At 69.2% G+C, this 17,688-nt stretch carries 16 protein-coding genes; 5 read left to right on the top strand and 11 right to left on the bottom strand.

Going from position 1 to position 17,688, the window contains the following annotated elements:
* Window positions 1-115 precede the first annotated feature (115 nt).
* Window positions 116-1,411, top strand: coding sequence for a serine hydrolase domain-containing protein (locus AC1RVY_RS16655; protein ID WP_492807504.1), 1,296 nt, complete (start codon window positions 116-118; stop codon window positions 1,409-1,411).
* 31 nt (window positions 1,412-1,442) lie between these two features.
* On the opposite strand, the gene AC1RVY_RS16650 is transcribed toward AC1RVY_RS16655, so the two are convergent.
* Both AC1RVY_RS16650 and gdhA read right to left on the bottom strand, forming a co-directional pair.
* Window positions 1,443-2,276, bottom strand: coding sequence for an alpha/beta hydrolase (locus tag AC1RVY_RS16650; RefSeq protein ID WP_369642940.1), 834 nt, complete (start codon window positions 2,274-2,276; stop codon window positions 1,443-1,445).
* Between the two features lie 138 nt (window positions 2,277-2,414).
* Window positions 2,415-3,758 carry an NADP-specific glutamate dehydrogenase gene (gene gdhA / locus AC1RVY_RS16645; RefSeq protein WP_492244087.1) on the bottom strand — a complete coding sequence of 448 codons (1,344 nt, stop codon included), beginning with the start codon at window positions 3,756-3,758 and terminating at the stop codon, window positions 2,415-2,417.
* A 244-nt stretch (window positions 3,759-4,002) separates the two neighbouring features.
* On the opposite strand from gdhA, the gene AC1RVY_RS16640 reads away from it, so the two are divergent.
* On the top strand, window positions 4,003-5,166 hold the full coding sequence (locus tag AC1RVY_RS16640; RefSeq protein WP_218295488.1) for a glycerophosphodiester phosphodiesterase: 1,164 nt from the start codon (window positions 4,003-4,005) through the stop codon (window positions 5,164-5,166).
* A 115-nt stretch (window positions 5,167-5,281) separates the two neighbouring features.
* Here the strand turns inward: AC1RVY_RS16640 and AC1RVY_RS16635 are convergent, their stop codons facing one another.
* From AC1RVY_RS16635 to mutL, 3 genes are all read right to left on the bottom strand, one after another.
* Window positions 5,282-6,358, bottom strand: coding sequence for a phosphotransferase enzyme family protein (locus AC1RVY_RS16635; protein WP_492807262.1), 1,077 nt, complete (start codon window positions 6,356-6,358; stop codon window positions 5,282-5,284).
* 122 nt (window positions 6,359-6,480) lie between these two features.
* Window positions 6,481-7,146, bottom strand: a complete 666-nt coding sequence (locus tag AC1RVY_RS16630; RefSeq protein WP_492807260.1) for a PA4824 family protein — start codon at window positions 7,144-7,146, stop codon at window positions 6,481-6,483.
* A gap of 80 nt (window positions 7,147-7,226) precedes the next feature.
* On the bottom strand, window positions 7,227-9,215 hold the full coding sequence (gene mutL / locus AC1RVY_RS16625) for a DNA mismatch repair endonuclease MutL (RefSeq protein WP_492807258.1): 1,989 nt from the start codon (window positions 9,213-9,215) through the stop codon (window positions 7,227-7,229).
* Between the two features lie 108 nt (window positions 9,216-9,323).
* Between mutL and AC1RVY_RS16620 the strand changes: the two genes are divergently transcribed.
* Window positions 9,324-9,974 (top strand): DedA family protein, encoded by a 651-nt coding sequence (locus tag AC1RVY_RS16620; protein WP_218295484.1) that lies wholly within the window; start codon window positions 9,324-9,326, stop codon window positions 9,972-9,974.
* A gap of 132 nt (window positions 9,975-10,106) precedes the next feature.
* Here AC1RVY_RS16620 and AC1RVY_RS16615 read toward each other — a convergent pair whose 3' ends face one another.
* The gene (locus AC1RVY_RS16615) at window positions 10,107-10,346 is read right to left on the bottom strand and encodes a YMGG-like glycine zipper-containing protein (protein ID WP_218295483.1); all 240 of its coding nucleotides are present in this window, start codon (window positions 10,344-10,346) and stop codon (window positions 10,107-10,109) included.
* Window positions 10,347-10,650: 304 nt separating this feature from the next.
* On the opposite strand from AC1RVY_RS16615, the gene AC1RVY_RS16610 reads away from it, so the two are divergent.
* Window positions 10,651-12,216 carry a methyl-accepting chemotaxis protein gene (locus tag AC1RVY_RS16610; RefSeq protein ID WP_492807256.1) on the top strand — a complete coding sequence of 522 codons (1,566 nt, stop codon included), beginning with the start codon at window positions 10,651-10,653 and terminating at the stop codon, window positions 12,214-12,216.
* A gap of 229 nt (window positions 12,217-12,445) precedes the next feature.
* Here the strand turns inward: AC1RVY_RS16610 and AC1RVY_RS16605 are convergent, their stop codons facing one another.
* The 3 genes from AC1RVY_RS16605 to tsaE form a co-directional block, all read right to left on the bottom strand.
* The gene (locus AC1RVY_RS16605; protein ID WP_218295481.1) at window positions 12,446-12,784 is read right to left on the bottom strand and encodes a cupin domain-containing protein; all 339 of its coding nucleotides are present in this window, start codon (window positions 12,782-12,784) and stop codon (window positions 12,446-12,448) included.
* Window positions 12,785-12,899: 115 nt separating this feature from the next.
* Entirely contained in the window at window positions 12,900-14,327 is a 1,428-nt protein-coding gene (locus tag AC1RVY_RS16600; RefSeq protein ID WP_492807255.1) for an N-acetylmuramoyl-L-alanine amidase, read from the bottom strand.
* Window positions 14,328-14,388: 61 nt separating this feature from the next.
* Complete coding sequence (gene tsaE / locus AC1RVY_RS16595; RefSeq protein ID WP_492807253.1) at window positions 14,389-14,916, bottom strand: tRNA (adenosine(37)-N6)-threonylcarbamoyltransferase complex ATPase subunit type 1 TsaE; 528 nt, start codon at window positions 14,914-14,916, stop codon at window positions 14,389-14,391.
* Window positions 14,917-14,928: 12 nt separating this feature from the next.
* Here tsaE and queG point away from each other — a divergent pair, with 12 nt between their 5' ends.
* Window positions 14,929-15,978 carry a tRNA epoxyqueuosine(34) reductase QueG gene (gene queG, locus AC1RVY_RS16590; RefSeq protein WP_492244081.1) on the top strand — a complete coding sequence of 350 codons (1,050 nt, stop codon included), beginning with the start codon at window positions 14,929-14,931 and terminating at the stop codon, window positions 15,976-15,978.
* Between the two features lie 78 nt (window positions 15,979-16,056).
* Here the strand turns inward: queG and AC1RVY_RS16585 are convergent, their stop codons facing one another.
* Window positions 16,057-16,743 carry a GDSL-type esterase/lipase family protein gene (locus AC1RVY_RS16585; protein WP_492807251.1) on the bottom strand — a complete coding sequence of 229 codons (687 nt, stop codon included), beginning with the start codon at window positions 16,741-16,743 and terminating at the stop codon, window positions 16,057-16,059.
* A complete protein-coding gene (locus tag AC1RVY_RS16580) occupies window positions 16,740-17,645 on the bottom strand; it encodes an AEC family transporter (RefSeq protein WP_218295476.1) in 906 nt (301 codons plus the stop codon). Before AC1RVY_RS16580 ends, AC1RVY_RS16585 begins: the two co-directional genes overlap by 4 nt.
* Between the last annotated feature and the right edge of the window lie 43 nt (window positions 17,646-17,688).

The raw sequence follows: 17,688 nt of genomic DNA, 5'->3' as shown, positions 1-17,688 counted from the left end.
TGGTGCGGCTGGCCGGATCCAGGCCGCCGCACAACAACACACAACACAACAAGCCAGGAGACATCCCATGCACAAGATCACAACCCGCCGAGGGTCCCAGGGCTGGCGCCCCGCCATGACCACCCGGCTGCGCAGTGCGCTGGCGCTGGCCGCCCTGGGCACCGCCCTGGCCGCCCAGGCCCAGGCTCCGGCCCTGCCCGCGCCAGAGAGCGTGACGCTGGACAAGCTGGGCTACATGACCACCTTCCCGCCCGAGGGCGCGCAGCGTGTGGACCTGAGCAATTCCTTCAAGTACCCCCAAATGCGCTGGGCGCTGCAGCACCTGCGCGAGCTGCAGCCCACGCACAACATCCGCCGGGGTGGGGCGGCTGCATCGGCCCTGCCTGCAGACCCCAAGCCCCTGGGCGGCGTGGTGTTTGATGACGACAAGGGGCAGCCCATCACGGTGGACCAGTGGCTCACCCGCACCTACACCGATGCGCTGGTGGTGGTGCACAAGGGCCGCGTGGTGTACGAGCGCTACGACAACCAGATGAAGCCGTACACGCCGCACCTGCTGTTCTCGGTCACCAAGTCGTTCACCGGCCTCATGGCCGCGCAACTGGCGCACGAGGGCAAGATCGACCCCAGCGCGCTGGTCACCAAATATGTGCCCGAGCTGGCCGACTCGGCCTGGGGCGACATGAAGGTGCGCGAGGTGATGGACATGACGGGTGCCGTGCGTTTCCGCGAGGTCTACACCGACCCCGCCACCGAAATTTTTGGCTACAGCTGGTCCAGCGGCATGCTGCCACGCCCGCCGGGCTACCAGGGGCCGACCACTGTGTATGACTTCCTGAAGACGCTCAAGAAGGAAGGCGAACACGGCGCGGGTTTTGTGTACCGCACCGTGCATTCCGAGGTGCTGGGCTGGATCGTTTCGCGCGCCACCGGCAAGCACTGGGCCGAACTGATGAGCGAGAACATCTGGCAGAAACTGGGCATGGAAGAAGACGCCCACGTGATGGTGGACAGCGCGGGCACGCCGCTGCAGGGCGCAGGGCTCAATGCCACGGCGCGCGACCTGGCGCGGTTTGGCGAAATGCTGCGCCTGCGCGGCAGCTACAACGGCCAGAAGATTTTTGACAAGGCCGTGATCGACGATACCGCCAAAGGCGGTGACCGCGAGAAGTTCAAGATGGGCGGCATGGCGTTTCGCCCCGGCTACAGCTACCGCAACCAGTGGTGGGTGCTGCACAACGCCGATGGCGCCTGGGAGGCCGCAGGCATCCATGGCCAGTTCATCCATGTGAACCCGGCTGCCGAGATGGTGGTGGTCAAGCTCTCGTCGCACCCGGTGGCGGGCGCGGGCTTCACCCACCCGCTCACGCTCAAGGCCTGGGCGGCACTGGCGCAGGCGGTGCGGCGCTGAGGTTGCAGCGCCTGAGCTTCGGCCTTGGCGCTTACTTCAGCTTGAAGAGGGCCACCATGGCCTCGCGGTAGAGGCCCTGGCCCACGGCGTTGGTGGTGTGGTGCGATCCACCCTCCACGAGCACAAACCGCTTGGGCTCGGCCGCCGCCTCGTACAGCTTGCGGCCCAGGCTGGGCAGGATGAGGCTGTCTTCGCTGCCATGCACCACGAGCAGGGGCGAGCCGATTTCGGAGACCTTGCGCACGGATTCGAAACGCTGGGTGATGAGGGCCGACACGGGCAGCCACCCCCATTTGAAGGTGCTGACCACCTCGGGGATGCTCGTGAACGTGCCTTCGACGATGGTGCCCTGCTCGTCGGGGACCTGGCGGGCCAGGTCGATGGCGATGGCCCCGCCCAGCGAGTGCCCGAAGATGTAGCGCGGCGTGCCCGGCGCCTGGCGGGCGAGCCAGTCCCAGGCGGCGCGGGCGTCCTCGCCGGCCGTGACCTCGGAAGGCAGCGCGGCGCTGCTCTGGCCGAACCCCCGGTAGTCGATGGCGAGCACCGAGAACCCCAGTTCCTGCATGCGGCGCATGCGGCCGGACGAGCCCGCCACGTTCCAGCGCGCCCCGTGCAGGTACAGCATCACGGGGGCGTCCGCGCGCGCATGGGCCAGCCACAGGCCGTGCAGCCGGCCAGGCTGGCCGGTGGCCTCGGACTGGAAATCGATCCACACGTCCTGCATGTCCTCGGTGGACTGGGGGCCGCCCCAGCTGCGGTCGCTGGGCTGGAAGATCCACTCGCGCTGCTTGGCGTCGAGGGTCGCGCAGCCCGCCGAGACGGCGATGGCCAGCGCCAGGGAGATCAGGAGGGGGGTGCGTTTCATGGAAAGGAGAGAGTCGCCATCGTGCCGGAAAGTTCTCGCACGGAAAGCAGGGTTTGTGCCCACCTTCCCGCAGAGCCCGCCAACTGCCCGGCAACTGCCCTTCTTTTCACCGCTTCTGAAACGCTTCCCGAAGAAAGGTCAGACCACGCCCTGCGCCAGCATCGCGTCGGCCACCTTGACGAAGCCTGCGATATTGGCGCCGTCCACGTAGCTCACGCTGCCGTCGCTGCGCTTGCCATAGTGCAGGCACGCGGCATGGATGCCCTGCATGATCTGCAGCAGCCGCGCATCGACCTCTTCGCGGGGCCACGACAGGCGGGCGGCGTTCTGGCTCATCTCCAGGCCCGAGGTCGCCACGCCGCCGGCGTTGCTGGCCTTGCCGGGGGCGTAGAGCACGCCTGCCGCCTCGAAGGCCTTGGCGGCATCGATGGTGGAAGGCATGTTGGCGCCTTCCGCCACGCAGACCACGCCGTTCCTGATCAGGGTGGCGGCGTCCTGGGCGTCCAGCTCGTTCTGCGTGGCGCAGGGCAGGGCCACGTCCACGGGCACGTGCCAGGGGCGCACACCGGCCTCGAAGCGGGAGCCCGTGCGGGCTGCGTAGTCGCTCACGCGGCCATACAGATGGTTCTTCACCTCCATCAGCTCGGCCAGCTTCTGCGGGGTGAAACCGTCCTCGTCCACGATGGTGCCGCTCGAATCCGACACGGTGACCACCTTGGCGCCCAGCTGCAGGGCCTTTTCGACCGCGTACTGCGCCACGTTGCCCGATCCCGAGACCGAGACGCGCATGCCGTCGAGCGAGCGGCCCCGGGATTTGAGCATCTCCTGCGCGAAATACACGGTGCCATAGCCCGTGGCCTCGGGGCGGATCAGCGATCCGCCGAACGACAGGCCCTTGCCGGTGAACACGCAGTCCGCCCGGTTGCTGAGCTTCTTCATCATGCCCGCCATGAAGCCCACCTCGCGGCCGCCCACGCCGATGTCGCCCGCCGGCACGTCGGTGTCGGCACCCACGTGGCGGAACAGCTCGGAGACGAAGGCCTGGCAAAAACGCATGACTTCACCGGGGCTCTTTCCCTTGGGGTCGAAGTCGGAGCCGCCCTTGCCGCCGCCCATGGGCAGCGTGGTCAGCGCGTTCTTGAAGGTCTGCTCGAACGCCAGGAACTTGAGCACCGACAGGTTCACCGAGGGGTGAAAGCGCAGGCCGCCCTTGTAGGGGCCGATCGCCATGCTGTGCTGGATGCGGTAGCCGCGGTTGACCTGCACGGTGCCATGGTCGTCCACCCACGACACGCGGAACATCACGATGCGCTCGGGCTCGACGAGCCGCTCCAGCAGGCCATGCTCGGCATAGCGGGGGTGCTGGGCGATGAACGGCCACAGGCTTTCCATGACTTCAGTGACGGCCTGCAGGAATTCGGGCTGACCCGGATTGCGGTGGGCCACGTGGGAAAGGAAGCTGCCTGCGGACTCGTATTTCATGTTCAAAAAGCTTTCTGCGTCAAAAAGCAGGCAATGGCGCGCTGCAACATCGAATTATGTTCAAAAGTTATACGTTTATGCGCATGCCTATGCACAATGGTGGGGAATGTGGCGGGTGAGTTGCCATATGTTGGTGCGGCGGGGGGCTGGCGTGGGCTGTCACCGGCGCGCAAAACGGGAGTCATCGCCTTGTCACAGGCGGCGGCCACAGTTCGGCGGTTCTAAACACAACGAGGAGAAGAGCATGCACATTCCTGGTGCGAAGTTGGGTGCGCTGGCCTTGCTGGCCACGCTGGCGGCCTGCGGCGGCAACGATGACAACCCCTATCCCACGCTGAATGGCGACAAGCCGCTCGTGATCGGCCACCGGGGGGCCGCCGGTTACCTGCCCGACCACACGCTCGAGGGCTACAAGCGGGCCATCGACATGGGCGCCGACTTCATCGAACCCGACCTGGTGGCCACCAAGGACGGCGTGCTCGTGGCGCGCCACGAACCCAACATCACCGGCACCACCGATGTGTCCACCCGCGCCGAGTTCGCGGGCCGCAAGACCAAGAAGATGGTGGACGGCGTGGAGGAAGAGGGCTGGTTCGTGTCGGATTTCACCCTGGCCGAGATCAAGACCCTGCGCGCCGTCCAGCCCCTGTCGGACCGCGACCAGTCGCACAACGGCAAGTACCAAATCCCCACCCTGGAAGAAGTGCTGGACCTCGCCAAGAACGAAGGCGCCAAGGCCGGCCGCACCGTGGGCGTGTACCCCGAGACCAAGCACCCCACCTTCCATGCCAAGCTGGGCCTGCCGCTGGAAGACCGCCTGCTCGCCACGCTGGCCAAGTACGGCTACACCGCCAAGAGCTCGCCGGTCATCGTGCAGTCGTTCGAGGTGTCCAACCTCAAGTACCTGCGCACCAAGACGCAGATCCGCCTGGTGCAGCTGGTGGACGCGAACGACGTGAACCCCGACGGCAGCATGGACCTGACCGCCCCCTACGACAAGCCCTACGACTTTGCCGTGGCCGGCGACGCGCGCACCTTCGCCAGCCTGCTCACCCCCGCGGGCCTCAAGGAGGTCAAGACCTATGCCGACGGCATCGGCCCCTGGAAGCCGTACCTCATCCCCTCCAAGCAGGTGGACGCCAACAAGGACGGCAAGGCCGATGACCTCAATGGCGACGGCAAGATCGACGAACGCGACCGCGTGATGATGGCGCCCACCGATGTGGTGAAGAATGCCCACGCCGCGGGCCTGATGGTGCACCCCTACACCTTCCGCAGCGAGGCCAAGCGCCTGGCCTCGGACTTCAAGGGCGACCCCAAGGCCGAGTACAAGCTGTTCTACAACCTGGGTGTGGACGGCGTGTTCAGCGACTTCCCGGACACGGCCAAGGCGGCGCGGGACAACTGATCCGCCAACGGCCACGGGCCCTGGCCCGGTGCCAGGCTGAAACCACACGACAAGGCCCGCCGCCGCGGGCCTTGTCCTGGGCGGAGGGCCAGGGCGCCCTGGCGGGCCCCAGCGTTCAATGCGCCTGTGCGGCGGGCGCGGCCACGGCCGGTGCCGCAGCCACCAGCCCCTCGGCGGTCGGCAGGTCCATCCATGCCTGCATCAGCGGGATCTGCTTGCGCAGCCAGTGGGTGGGCATGGCCTGGGTGCCCCACACGGGGATACGGCCCGCGTATTCGCCCATCACCCAGAACTGGCGCACCGCCAGGCAGGGCGCAATGGCCGCCAGATCCTGCGGCGGTACGGGGCGCACGCCGGTGTAGCCCGCCAGGTAGCGCTGCCAGCGTTCCCGCAGGGCGGCGGACAGGGGTGTTTCCAGGCTGCGCGGCAGCAGCACCCACAGGAACACGCTCAGCTCGTAGGCCAGCAGGCCCGGACCCGCATCGTCGAAGTCGAAGAAGGCTGCCACGCGGCTGCTTTCGTCTCCCTGCCCGGGTCCGTCGCTCATGAAGTTGTTGCTGCCATGGCAGTCGCCGTGGCAGTGCACGCGGGTGAGGTCGGGCCATGCGGCAAAGCGCTGGCGCAGCCCGCCCGCCAGCGCGGCAAACTCGCGTCCCAGCGCCGCGTCCACCGTGGGGGCGGCGAGCATGCGTTCCAGCGATGCATCGAGCAGCAGGGAGAGGTCCAGCGTGTAGCGGCTTGGCGGGCCGTGGTAGTCCTGTGCGGCGTTGTGCATCCGGGCCAGCCCCCGGCCGGTGGCCTCGATGTCCACCAGCGACTCGCCGGGGGGATCTCCCGCCAGAAAGTCGAACAGGAGCAGCGCGCGGCCACCCTCTGGCAGGGCGAGCGCCACGCTGAAGCTTCCATCGGCCGCCGGCAGCGGGGCGGCGACCGGGATACCCCCGCGCCGCAGGTGCGTGAGCAGGGCGGTCTCGTAGGCGATGTTCGGCGCGCCGCGCGGCCTCTCGGCGCACAGGCGTGCGATGGCGTGCTGGCCGCTGGCAAAGCGCACTTCGTACACCTGGTTGAAGCCGCGCCGCAGCAGCACGCAGTGCTCCACGGGACCGAGCGCCCAGCCGGCCGCCACGGCCCGGGCAATGGCGTCGCCCGTGGGGGTGGTTTGTGCGATGGACTGGGCGTCGAAGGCCATCATGGGCAGGGTCCTTGGGGGCAGGGCGGCCGATTCTGCCGGCAAAGCCGCGCTCCGTGCCTTAAGGCCAGCCAAAGAAGCACCTCGGCGCCCGCCTCGGGGGGCGCGAGATCGCGGGCCGGCTCCTAGAACCCCAGCGCGAATCCCACGCTCAGCCAGGTGCGCCCCTGCTGGCGGCCGATCGTGGCGTCCAGCTGCCGGCCGGGCGCCCATTCCCACCGGGCACCGGTCTGGAAGGTGGGCGCGCCGTGCTGGGTGCCAAAGGCTTCCAGATGGGGGGTGACTGCGCCCCAGCCGTGCTCCACCGATGCCCCCCAGGTGGCCCGCCAGGATTGCCCGCGTTCCCGCTGGCTGCCCAGGTTGGCGTTGATCACGCCCCAGGGCGCCGCGCAGGTGCCGATGAGGTTCAGCGCCACCAGGCTGCCGGCGGTTTGTCCGGGGCTCTGGCGCCGGTGGGTGATGCCCGCGCTGCTGCCCGCGTTGCAGCCCTGTTCCTGTGCCGGGCTCCACAGCCATTTGGCCTGCAGGCCTTGCAGGGTATGGCGCTCGTCCCGGTCGCGGGCCAGCAGCGCGCCCAGCTCCCATCCCTCGACAGGGGTGAATGCCGGGGCTGCGTAGACGGTGCCATGCTGGCCGCGCCCGCCTTCCCACCACACTTCGATGTGGCCGTGGCCTGCCTCGTCCACGCCGGCGTCGTCCACCGACAGGGGGCGCCCCGCATGGGCGGGCAAAGCCACCAGGCACAGGGCGGCAGCGGCCAGCAGCAGGTGCGGGGCGGTGGGGTCGGTCATGGGCGGCGCGGTGACAGGGCGATGGCTGGAGGACGGGGCTCGGGCGATGTCGCAGGCGGTGGTGGTGCCGGCCGCTGGGGCTAGCGCCCGCGCAGGAACAGCGCGTCCAGCTCTTTCATAGACAGCTGCCGCCACGTTGGCCGCCCGTGGTTGCACTGGTCGCTGCGGTCGGTGGTTTCCATCTGGCGCAGCAGCGCGTTCATCTCGTCGATGGTCAGGCGCCGGTTGGCTCGCACCGCGCCGTGGCAGGCCATGGTGCCCAGGATCTCGTTGCGGGCGCGCTGCACCACGGTGGTGGCGTCGTGCGCGGCCAGTTCGGCCAGCACGCTGCGGGCCAGTTCCACCGGGTCGCCCTGGGCCAGGGTGGTGGGCACGGCGCGCACGGCCAGCGTCTTGGGCGAGAAGGGCACCACTTCCATGCCCAGCATGGCCAGCACCTCGGCGGATGCCTCGGCCGTGGCCACTTCCTCGGGCGTGGCGGCGAAGGTGGCCGGGATCAGCAGCGGCTGGCTGGCGATGCGGGCGTCGCCATCCACCTGGGCCTTGAGGCGCTCGTAGACGATGCGCTCGTGGGCGGCGTGCATGTCCACGATGACCATGCCCTGGGCGTTCTCGGCCAGGATGTACACGCCATGCAGCTGGGCCACCGCGCGGCCCAGGGGCCAGGTGGTCTCGCTGCCGGCGGGGGCAGCCGCAGGGCCGTTGCCGTGCGGGGCATCGGCCGTGCCCGGCAGGGGCTGCGATGGCGCCGCGGTGGGCAACACGGCGGCTGGCGCTTCATGGCCCATGGGCCCGGTCTCCCTCCGGGGGCCCCACAGCGCCTGCAGGTCCGCCACGTGGTGGCCACGATCTTCAAATTTGATAGCTGACTGCGCTTTCCAGTGAAGGGCTGGAGGCTGATTGGGCCTGAAGTCCTCGGTGGGGCCCTGCGCCGTGGCGCCCGCGTCTGGCGCGGCTGCCCCCGCAGCAGCCGCAGCGACGGCCGCGAGCGCGGCGGCGCGCGGTGCGGCCAGCGCGTTTTCCACGGCATGGCGCACGGCCTGGTGCACCTCGCGGCTGTCCCGAAAGCGCACCTCGATCTTGGTGGGGTGCACGTTCACGTCCACGCGGGCCGGGTCGATCTCGACATACAGCGCATAGATGGGCTGCTTGTGGCCGTGCAGCACATCCTCGTACGCGCTGCGGGCGGCATGGGTGAGTACCTTGTCGCGCACGAAGCGGCCGTTCACGTAGCAGTACTGGTGGTCGGGGCGCGAGCGGGCGGCGTCGGGCAGGCCCGCGCGGCCTGTGACGGTGACGGGGCCCACGCGGTGCTGCACGGCCACGGATTGCGTGACGAAGTCCTCGCCCAGCACGTCGGACAGGCGGCGGGCCAGCGCGTCCTGGGCATCCCCCTGTCCGGGCACGAAGGTGGCGCGCCACTGCTCCACCAGCTTGCCTTCGTGCCAGATGGCAAAGCCCACATCCGGCCGCGCGAGCGCGTGGCGCCGCACCGATTCGATGCAGTGTGCGAGTTCGGTGGCGTCGGTCTTCAGGAACTTGCGGCGCGCGGGGGTGGAGAAGAACAGCTCCTTCACCTCCACCGTGGTGCCGGTGCTGCGCGCGGCCGGGCGCAGCTCGCCGCTGCGTGCGTCCAGCAGGAAGGCATTGGGTTGCGCCGCCGGGCGCGAGAGCAGGGCCATCTCCGACACCGAGGCAATGGCGGCCAGCGCCTCGCCCCGAAAGCCCATGGTGGCCACGGTCTCCAGGTCGTTCAGGCTGGTGATCTTGCTGGTGGCATGGCGGCGCAGCGCCACGGGCAATTCTGCGTGTGGAATGCCCCCGCCGTCGTCTTCCACGGTGATCAGGCGCACGCCGCCAGCCGACAGGCGCACGGTGATCTGCGTGGCGCCCGCGTCCAGCGCGTTGTCCACCAGTTCGCGCACCACGGAAGCGGGGCGCTCGACCACCTCGCCGGCGGCGATCTGGCTGATGAGCTCATCGGGCAGGTCGCGGATGGGGCGCCGGGCCGTGGCGATGGGGGTGGTGGCGGGCTGCGCCGCCGCGAGGAGGGGAGTGGTGTCGTTCACCCGTGGGATTTTAGGGCGGGGGCCGCGCAGGGGTATCGGGCCGGGGCGGGGCCCGATGGGGATAATGCGCCCACCTTTTTGCTGCCCGGCGTCCGGCCTCGCCCTTCCATGGAACTTGTCACTTTTCTCATCGACTTCATCCTGCACGTGGACAAGTACCTGGAGGCCTTCGTACAGGCCTACGGCATGTGGGTGTACGCCCTGCTGTTCGCCATCGTGTTCGTCGAGACAGGGCTGGTGGTGATGCCGTTCCTGCCGGGCGATTCGCTGCTGTTCATCGTGGGCGCGCTGTGCGGCGCGGGGATGATGAGCTTTCCGCTGGCCTGCGCGGTGCTGCTGGCGGCGGCCATCCTGGGCGACCAGTGCAACTACTCGCTGGGCCGCTACTTCGGGCCCAAGGTGTTCCAGTGGGAAAACTCGCGCTGGTTCAACCGCCGTGCGTTCAACCAGGCGCATGACTTTTACGAGCGCTATGGCGGCATCACCATCGTGATCGCGCGCTTCATGCCCTTCATCCGCACCTTCGCGCCGTTCGTGGCGGGTGTGGCGGAGATGGGCCGCGCCAAGTTCACCGCGTTCAACGTGGGGGGCGCGCTCCTGTGGGTCCTGGGCATCTGCTCGGCGGGGTATTTCTTTGGCAACTTTGCCTGGGTCAAGGAGAACCTGGACAAGATCATCTGGGCCATGATCTTCATCCCCGGCCTGATCGCCATCTTTGGTGCCTGGCGCGCCGGGCGGCAGGCCAGGACCGCACCTTGACCTTGAATCAACGGGTGCTATGAAAAAAGAAGCTGCCAGCGCTTGTGTGACAAGCGCTGGCAGCTTCTTTTATGCAGAACTCACCGGCAGCCCGGTTCGGCCGCAGGGGAGGTTGCCCGGCGGCCGGGAGGATCAGCGGCGATAAGGCCGGCGCTGATCGCGGTCCTCGCCGATCTCATGGCCGATCAGGGCGCCGGCGGCGGCACCGCCAATCGTGCCTGCGGGGCCGCCGAAGACGGCATTGCCGGCGACACCACCGACCACGGCGCCCACGCCGGTGCCCACCTGTGCGCTGGTGGGGTTCGAAGCGCAACCACCCAGTGCCAGGGCTGCGGTACAGGTGGTCGCAAGAAGGATGTGACGGATTTTCATGGCAAGAGTCCTTTGTGAATGGAATCAGGCCTGGGAGTCCGGCTGCGGCTGCAGACGGGCTGGACCTGTGGCTTCACTATCCGTCGCCCGGCGGGCCCCCCGCGTAGGCAGCCGTGGGATGCCGCTGTAGGACATGCGACCTCATGGGGGACGCCCGCCGCGTTGCCAAGTGCCGGCGGTTCCCGTGGTGCGCGGGCATCACGTTCCCCCTGGGGCGGGTTTACGTGGCATCGCCGGTGGTTGCCAACCGGCGGGCGGCACCAGATCATTTCTAATGCAATCCATTCGTATAAGGACACACACCATGGACCCTCAAACATCCCGCACGGGCCCGCAGCTGACGGTGGCGCAACAGATCGGCCTGATCGTGGGTGTGGCCGTCCTGGCGCTCGTGCTCATCCTGGCGTTGAGCCTGGTGCGCGTGCAGCACCTGGGCAGGACGGTGGACGGCCTGGCCAATGAGCAGGTCGAACGCCTGCAGCTGGCCCTGCGCTGGCGCAGCAACATCGCGGTCAACTCCACGCGGGTGTTCTCGGTGGTGCAGTCCGAAGGCGACGACCTGCAGAACTTCTTCAAGGACCTGATCGCCACCACCACGGCCGACACGTCCAAGGTTCAAAAGCGCTACAGCGAGCTGGAAACCAGCCCCGAAGGCCTGCGCATCCAGGAGGAGCTGGCGGCGGTGCGCACGCCGTACCTCGCCACGCGCGACAAGGCCCTGGCACTCAAGAAGGCAGGCGACATGGCACAGGCCAAGTCGTTTGCCATGTCCACCTTCGTGCCGGTGGTCAACCAGTACAACGCGGTCGCGGACAAGATGGTGGAATACCAGATCCAGCGGTCGGCCGACCAGGCCGCCGAGGCCGCGGGCCTGATCGGCTCCTACCGCGCCGCCGTGCTGGCGGCGGGCATCGCGGGGCTGGCGCTGCTGGTGCTGCTGTCCTGGGTGGTGGTGCGGCGCATCCGCCGCTCGCTGGGCGAGGTGGCCGCGGTGGCCCGGCGCATCGGCGAGGGCGACCTGTCGCGGCCCATCCACGCGCAGGGGCGCGGCGAGGTGGCGCAGATGATGCAGGCCATGGAAACCATGCAGGCATCGCTGGTGCGCATCGTGGGCGACGTGCGCCACAGCAGCGACTCCATCGCCACCGGCTCCAGCGAGATCGCCTCGGGCAATGCCGACCTGAGCCAGCGCACCGAGGAGCAGGCCAGCAACCTCGAGCAGACGGCCGCGTCCATGGAGCAGATCACCAGCACCGTGAAGAACAACGCCGACACCGCGCAGCGCGCCGCCGTGCTGGCGGGCGCGGCATCGGCCGCGGCGGTGAAGGGGGGCGAGGTGGTGGGCCAGGTGGTGGCCACCATGCAGGACATCTCGGCCGCGTCGCGCAAGATCACCGACATCATCGCGGTGATCGACGGCATCGCGTTCCAGACCAACATCCTGGCGCTGAACGCGGCGGTGGAGGCGGCGCGCGCGGGCGAGCAGGGGCGCGGCTTCGCCGTGGTGGCCAGCGAGGTGCGCAGCCTGGCGCAGCGCTCGGCCTCCGCGGCCAAGGAGATCAAGGCGCTCATCAGCGACAGCGTGCAGAAGGTGGAAAACGGCACCCAGTTGGTGGGGGATGCCGGCCACAGCATGGAAGACATCGTCGCGCAGGTCCAGCGGGTGAGCGACCTGATTGGCGAGATCTCCAGCGCCACGGGCGAGCAGACCATCGGCATCAGCCAGGTCGGCGAGGCGGTGACGCAGCTCGACCAGGTCACGCAGCAGAACGCCGCGCTGGTGGAGCAGAGCGCCGCCGCCGCCGACAGCCTCAAGCACCAGGCGGCGCGGCTTGCGGAGGTCGTGAGCGTGTTCCGCCTGGAGCGGTGAGGCGAACCCCCTCTGAGTCGATTCGCGCCTCGGCCCTCAGCCCCTCTCTCGCCTCGCCGTGCGAGCCGGGAGGGAGATGCTGCCAGCGTATGCAAGCGAAGCGCCGCATGCGCGGCCGGGCGGCCCTTGCGCGGGGCGCACTCGCGCTGGCTGCGCCAGCTGCATTCGTCGCCGGTGGCGCACGGCCCGATGAATAGTGGCTACGCCAAAACAGGGATCTGAAAAAACCTCAGCGCCCACCCGCCAGCAGGCACAGGGTGACCAGCAGGGACGCGTGCTCCACCGCCTTGAGCGAATGCAGCGCGCGCGGCGCCAGGTGCACGAAGTCGCCGGGATGCAGTTGCTGGATGCCGTCCTCGCTGACGAACTCGACCACGCCCTCGATGCACTGCACCGTGGCCTCGCCGGGGGTCTGGTGTTCCTTCATGGATTTGCCCACGGGGAGCACGACGCGCATGACTTCGAGCTGGCCGGCCTTCAGGATGGCGGTGGTGATGGCCTCGGGCAGGCGGTCGCCCAGGGGGCGCACGCTGACGATCTGGCCGGATTGGGCGTGGGGCAGTGCCATGGCGTTTCTCCTTCCGTCCTCCCCGGTGCGTGCCGGTGTGCAGGAAGCACATGCCTGCACGCCGGGGCGTGGGTGATGAAGGCTACTTTGCCTGCACTTGGCGGTCCGCGCAAGGCTAGACGGAACGGCTGCGCGCCAGTGGCGGGTTCTTGGCGAAGTAGCGCGTGATGCCGCGCATCAGCGCGTCGGCCAGCTGCTCCTGGTAGGCGCTGCTGCGCAGGCGCTTTTCCTCGTCGGGGTTGCTGATGAAGGCGGTTTCCACCAGCACGCTGGGGATGTCGGGGGCCTTGAGCACCGCGAAGCCCGCCTGCTCCACGCGCGGCTTGTGCAGCTTGGCCATGCCGCCGATCTCGCCCAGCAGCACGGAGCCGAGCTTGAGGCTGTCGTTGATCTGCGCGGTGGTGCTCATGTCGAGCAGCGCGCGCTGCACGTGCTGGTCCTTGGACTGCACGTTGATGCCCCCCACCAGGTCGGCCTGGTTCTCCTTGTTGGCCAGCCAGCGCGCGGCGGTGCTGGAGGCGCCGCCCTGGCTCAGCGCGAACACGCTGGCGCCGCGCGCGGCCGGCGTGGTGAAGGCATCGGCGTGGATGCTCACGAACAGGTCGGCCTGCACGCGCCGGGCCTTCTGCACGCGCGTGCCCAGGGGCACGAAGTAGTCGCCGTCGCGCGTGAGGAAGGCGCGCATGGGATTGCCACCCACGGTGGTGGCGTTGATGCGGTCGCGCAGCAGGTGGGCCACGCGCAGCACCACGTCCTTCTCGCGCGTGCCCGAGGGGCCGATGGCGCCCGGGTCCTCGCCGCCGTGGCCGGGGTCGAGCGCGACGATGATGATGCGGTCGGTGTGCGTGGATGTGGCCCGGTTGCCCGGCGGGCGCGTGGTTTCGGCCGGGGCCGCCACCACCGGGGGCGCCGCCACGGGCGGGTGCTCTGCCGGGACGGGGCGGGTGGTGCGCTGCGCGATGAGGTCGCCGAGCGGGTCGTGCTCGGCGGGCGGCGTGGGGGCTTTGGGGGTGGCGGCGGCCGTGGCCACGGGGGCATCGCGCAGGCGCTCCGCGATGAGGGCCTCCAGCGGGTCCACCGGCGCGGCGGGGTAAAGGTCGAACACCAGGCGGTGCCGGTACGCCGCCACGGGGGGCAGCGTGAACACCTGCGGCATGGCGGGCTGCTTGAGGTCCACCACCAGGCGCACCACCCCGGGCGCGTTCTGCCCCACGCGGATGCCCGCGATGTTGGGGTCGTCCGGCTTGACCTTGGCGACCAGTTCGCGCAGCTCGGGGCTGAGGTCGATGCCCTCGATGTCCACCGCCAGGCGCGGCGGCGTGGTCACGAAGAACTGCTTGGCCACCAGCGCGCCGTCGGACTCGATGGTCACGCGCGAGTATTCGGGCGCGGGCCAGACGCGCACGGCCAGGATGGTGGCGCCGCGCGCGATCTGCTGCGTGCCCAGCAGCAGCACGAGGCTGCCCGCCTGCAGCACGGCCCGGCGCGAAGCCACGCCCCGGGCTGCGGCCTGGGGCGTGCCGCTGGCGCTGCCGGGGCTCATCGCGGGCCTCCCGTGCGGGGCGCGCGGGGGCAGGCCGGGGTCGGTGCGGCCGATGGGCGGCTCATGGGTTCAGCAGCCCTTGCAGCATGTGGCGGCCGTTGGCGGTTTGGGCGTGCACCGTGATCTTCCTTTCGGTGTCGTCAATTGCTTCAATGTGTATAGCAAGGTCCGCAGGCGGCGTAAGCGCTGCAGCCTTTTCCGGCCATTCTGCCACCTTGAGCCCCGGGTTGGCAAAAATGTCCCTGAAGCCCGCGTCCTCCCATTCGCGCGGATCGTCGAAGCGGTAGAAATCAAAGTGCCAGATCGCCAGGCCCGGGGCCTCGTGTGGCTCCACCACGGCGTAGGTGGGGCTCTTGATCCGGCCCTGCACGCCCAGGGCGCGCAGCAGGTGGCGCACCAGCGTGGTCTTGCCCGCGCCCAGGTCGCCGTGCAGCGTGACGAAGGCGTTGGACAGCCCCGGCTGCGCGGCCAGGCGCTGCGCGAAGGCGGCGGTGTCATCCTCGCTGCGCCAGGTGAAGGGGGGGGCGGGTTCGGCCGGGGCGGCCGTGCCGCTTCCTACAATCTGGCCGGTATGTGGTGCAACAGTCAACTCGTTCCTCAAATGCAGGAGTGGGCCCGCGAACTGGGATTTTCCCAAATCGGCGTGGCGGGGGTGGACTTGTCCGCCGCAGAGCCCGGCCTTTCGGCCTGGCTGGCGCAGGGCTTCCATGGTGACATGCATTACATGGCATCGCACGGCATGAGGCGCGCGCGCCCGGCCGAACTGGTGCCCGGCACCGTGAGCGTGATCACGGCACGCATGGATTATTTGCCGCGCGATACGGGCACGGGTGCGTCCGGCGGCTGGCAGGCTTTCGAACTGGGGCGCCTGGCCCGCCCGCAGGAAGGGATCGTCTCGGTCTATGCCCGGGGGCGCGACTACCACAAGGTGCTGCGCGCCCGCCTGCAAAAACTCAGCGACCGCATCGCCGAGGCCATCGGCCCCTTCGGCCACCGCGTATTCACCGATTCCGCGCCGGTGCTGGAGGCCGAGCTGGCCTCGCGCAGCGGCCAGGGCTGGCGCGGCAAGCACACCCTGGTGCTCAACCGCGAGGCGGGCTCGATGTTCTTCCTGGGCGAGATCTACGTGGACATGGCGTTGCCTGAAAGCGCCCCGGTCACCGCGCACTGCGGCAGCTGCAGCGCCTGCATCGACATCTGCCCCACGCAGGCCATCATCGCGCCGCACCGGCTCGATGCGCGGCGCTGCATCTCGTACCTGACCATCGAGCACGCGGGGCCCATCCCGCTGGAACTGCGGCCGCTCATGGGCAACCGCATCTACGGCTGCGACGACTGCCAGCTCATCTGCCCCTGGAACAAGTTCGCGCAGGCCAGCCGGCTGCCCGACTTCGACGAGCGCAAGGGCCTGGCGGGCCAGCAGCTGGCGCACCTGTTCGCATGGGACGAGGCCACCTTCCTGCGCATGACCGAAGGCGGCCCCATCCGCCGCATTGGCCACGAGCGCTGGCTGCGCAACGTGGCCGTGGCGCTGGGCAATGCGCTGCGGGCCACGGGCGATGGCGCGGTGCGTGCGGCGCTGCAGTCCCGTGCCCAGGAGCCCAGTGAACTCGTGCGCGAACATGTGGCCTGGGCGCTGGATTTTGAATGAAAGTAGGCTCTAGCGCTTGATAATTAAGCGCTGGCAGCTATCAAAAAATGAGTATTCAGGCCGAGGCTCTGTGTGGCTTTACCGCGCCAGCAGCCCGGCGTCCCTGAGCGTTTCCACCAGCCCTTGCGCAAACCGCTCGTAGCCGGCCGCATTGGCGTGGATCTGGTCGGACCGCAGGCGGGCGTCGGACAGCACGCCGGACCAGCCTTTGCTGTGCAGTGGAATCTTCAGCTCGGTCGCCACTTCTTCGTACAGCGCGTGATCGCCCAGCCGGCCGGTGGAGGCCGCCAAGAGAGACAGCTCGGGCACGGCCACCAGCAGCACCTGGGCGCCGCTGGCGCGCGCCTCCGTACAGATGCGCACGATGTTGGCGCGGGTGGTGCTGGCGCTCTGGCGGCGCAGAAAGTCGTTGCCGCCGATGCCCACGATCACCAGCGCGGGCTGGTGCGATTGCAGCAGCGCCGGCAGGCGTTCGAGCGCCTGGGCCGAGGTGTCGCCCGACACGCCGGCGTTGACCACTTTCCAGCCCGTCAGGCGCGCCAGCACGGCAGGGTAGGCGGTGTCGGCCGATGCGCCCACGCCGGAGGTCAGCGAATCACCCAGCGCCAGCACCGTGGCGCCGGTGGGCACCGCCTGCGCGCGCGGGGCCTTGCGCCCGCAGCCCGCCAGCGGCACAAGCGCCACGGCCGCCACGCCCGCCATCAACGCGCGGCGGCGTGCTTGGACCAGGGCGGCGGAACGCAGGGCAGGGTGTGGATCGGTCATCGCAGAAATCCCAGGGCAAACGGCAGGCTGACCATGCCCAGCAGGGTCGATAGCGTGACCAGCCCCGCCACGTACGGTCCGTTGTAGCCCATGCGCGCCGCCAGCACATAGCAGGTGGAGGCGGTGGGCAGCGCGGAGAAGGCGAGCAGCATGGTGGTCTGCACCGGGTTCAGCCCAAAGAGGCGCGCCATGCCGAACGCGAGCAGCGGCTGCAGCAGGTGCCGGATGGACAGCACCGCCACGCTCAGCGCCTTGCCGCGCGTGAGCAGGCCAAACTGCAGGCCCGCGCCCGCGGCCATCAGCCCCAGCGCCAGCGATGCCGCGCTGATGCGGCCCACCGTGGGCGCGGCCCAGTCGGGAATCCTGAAGCCCAGCAGGTTGGCCACCAGCCCCGATACCGTGGCGACGATCAGCGGGTTGCGCACCAGCTCCCGCGCGAAGCTGTGCTGGCCGTGCCGCGCCATCGGCCACACGGCCGCCACGTTGAACAGCGGCACGCACACGCCGATCAGCACGGCGATCATGAGCAGGCCCTCGGAGCCCGCCAGGCGCTCGGCAATGGCCAGGCCAATGAACGAGTTGAAGCGGAACGCGACCTGGGCACTGGCGGCATGGTCGCGCGCGTCGATGCGCCGGCCCAGCCAGGGCCAGTGCGGCAGGCTGTAGGCCAGCGCGATCCCGATCAGGCCGGAGATCAGCCCGGCGGCGATCAGCCCCGATGCGGCGCCGATGTCCACCGGGCTCTTGACGATGGACTGGAACAGCAGCACGGGGAACAGCAGGTAGTACACCAGGCTCTCCACCGGCTGCCATACCGAGCGGTTCAGGGCGGTGTAGCGGCAGATGAGGTAGCCGCACAGGATGAGGGAGAAGTCGGGAAGCAGGAGCTGGGCGTAATTCACGCACGGAGAATACTTGATCCGTGTCGTGTTCTGCGGGTTAGCC

Source organism: Acidovorax sp. GW821-FHT11A03, from assembly GCF_058809075.1.
Note: the sequence above shows the minus strand (reverse complement) of the source record. Positions and strands in the feature narration are given on the sequence as shown.

Bases quoted from the DNA above. Each gene is read 5' to 3' on its own strand.
- AC1RVY_RS16655 (WP_492807504.1), top strand. From the start codon at position 116: ATGACCACCCGGCTGCGCAGTGCGCTGGCGCTGGCCGCCCTGGGCACC.
- AC1RVY_RS16650 (WP_369642940.1), bottom strand. From the start codon at position 2,276: ATGAAACGCACCCCCCTCCTGATCTCCCTGGCGCTGGCCATCGCCGTC.
- gdhA (WP_492244087.1), bottom strand. From the start codon at position 3,758: ATGAAATACGAGTCCGCAGGCAGCTTCCTTTCCCACGTGGCCCACCGC.
- AC1RVY_RS16640 (WP_218295488.1), top strand. From the start codon at position 4,003: ATGCACATTCCTGGTGCGAAGTTGGGTGCGCTGGCCTTGCTGGCCACG.
- AC1RVY_RS16635 (WP_492807262.1), bottom strand. From the start codon at position 6,358: ATGATGGCCTTCGACGCCCAGTCCATCGCACAAACCACCCCCACGGGC.
- AC1RVY_RS16630 (WP_492807260.1), bottom strand. From the start codon at position 7,146: ATGACCGACCCCACCGCCCCGCACCTGCTGCTGGCCGCTGCCGCCCTG.
- AC1RVY_RS16620 (WP_218295484.1), top strand. From the start codon at position 9,324: ATGGAACTTGTCACTTTTCTCATCGACTTCATCCTGCACGTGGACAAG.
- AC1RVY_RS16615 (WP_218295483.1), bottom strand. From the start codon at position 10,346: ATGAAAATCCGTCACATCCTTCTTGCGACCACCTGTACCGCAGCCCTG.
- AC1RVY_RS16610 (WP_492807256.1), top strand. From the start codon at position 10,651: ATGGACCCTCAAACATCCCGCACGGGCCCGCAGCTGACGGTGGCGCAA.
- AC1RVY_RS16605 (WP_218295481.1), bottom strand. From the start codon at position 12,784: ATGGCACTGCCCCACGCCCAATCCGGCCAGATCGTCAGCGTGCGCCCC.
- AC1RVY_RS16600 (WP_492807255.1), bottom strand. From the start codon at position 14,327: ATGAGCCCCGGCAGCGCCAGCGGCACGCCCCAGGCCGCAGCCCGGGGC.
- queG (WP_492244081.1), top strand. From the start codon at position 14,929: ATGCAGGAGTGGGCCCGCGAACTGGGATTTTCCCAAATCGGCGTGGCG.
- AC1RVY_RS16585 (WP_492807251.1), bottom strand. From the start codon at position 16,743: ATGACCGATCCACACCCTGCCCTGCGTTCCGCCGCCCTGGTCCAAGCA.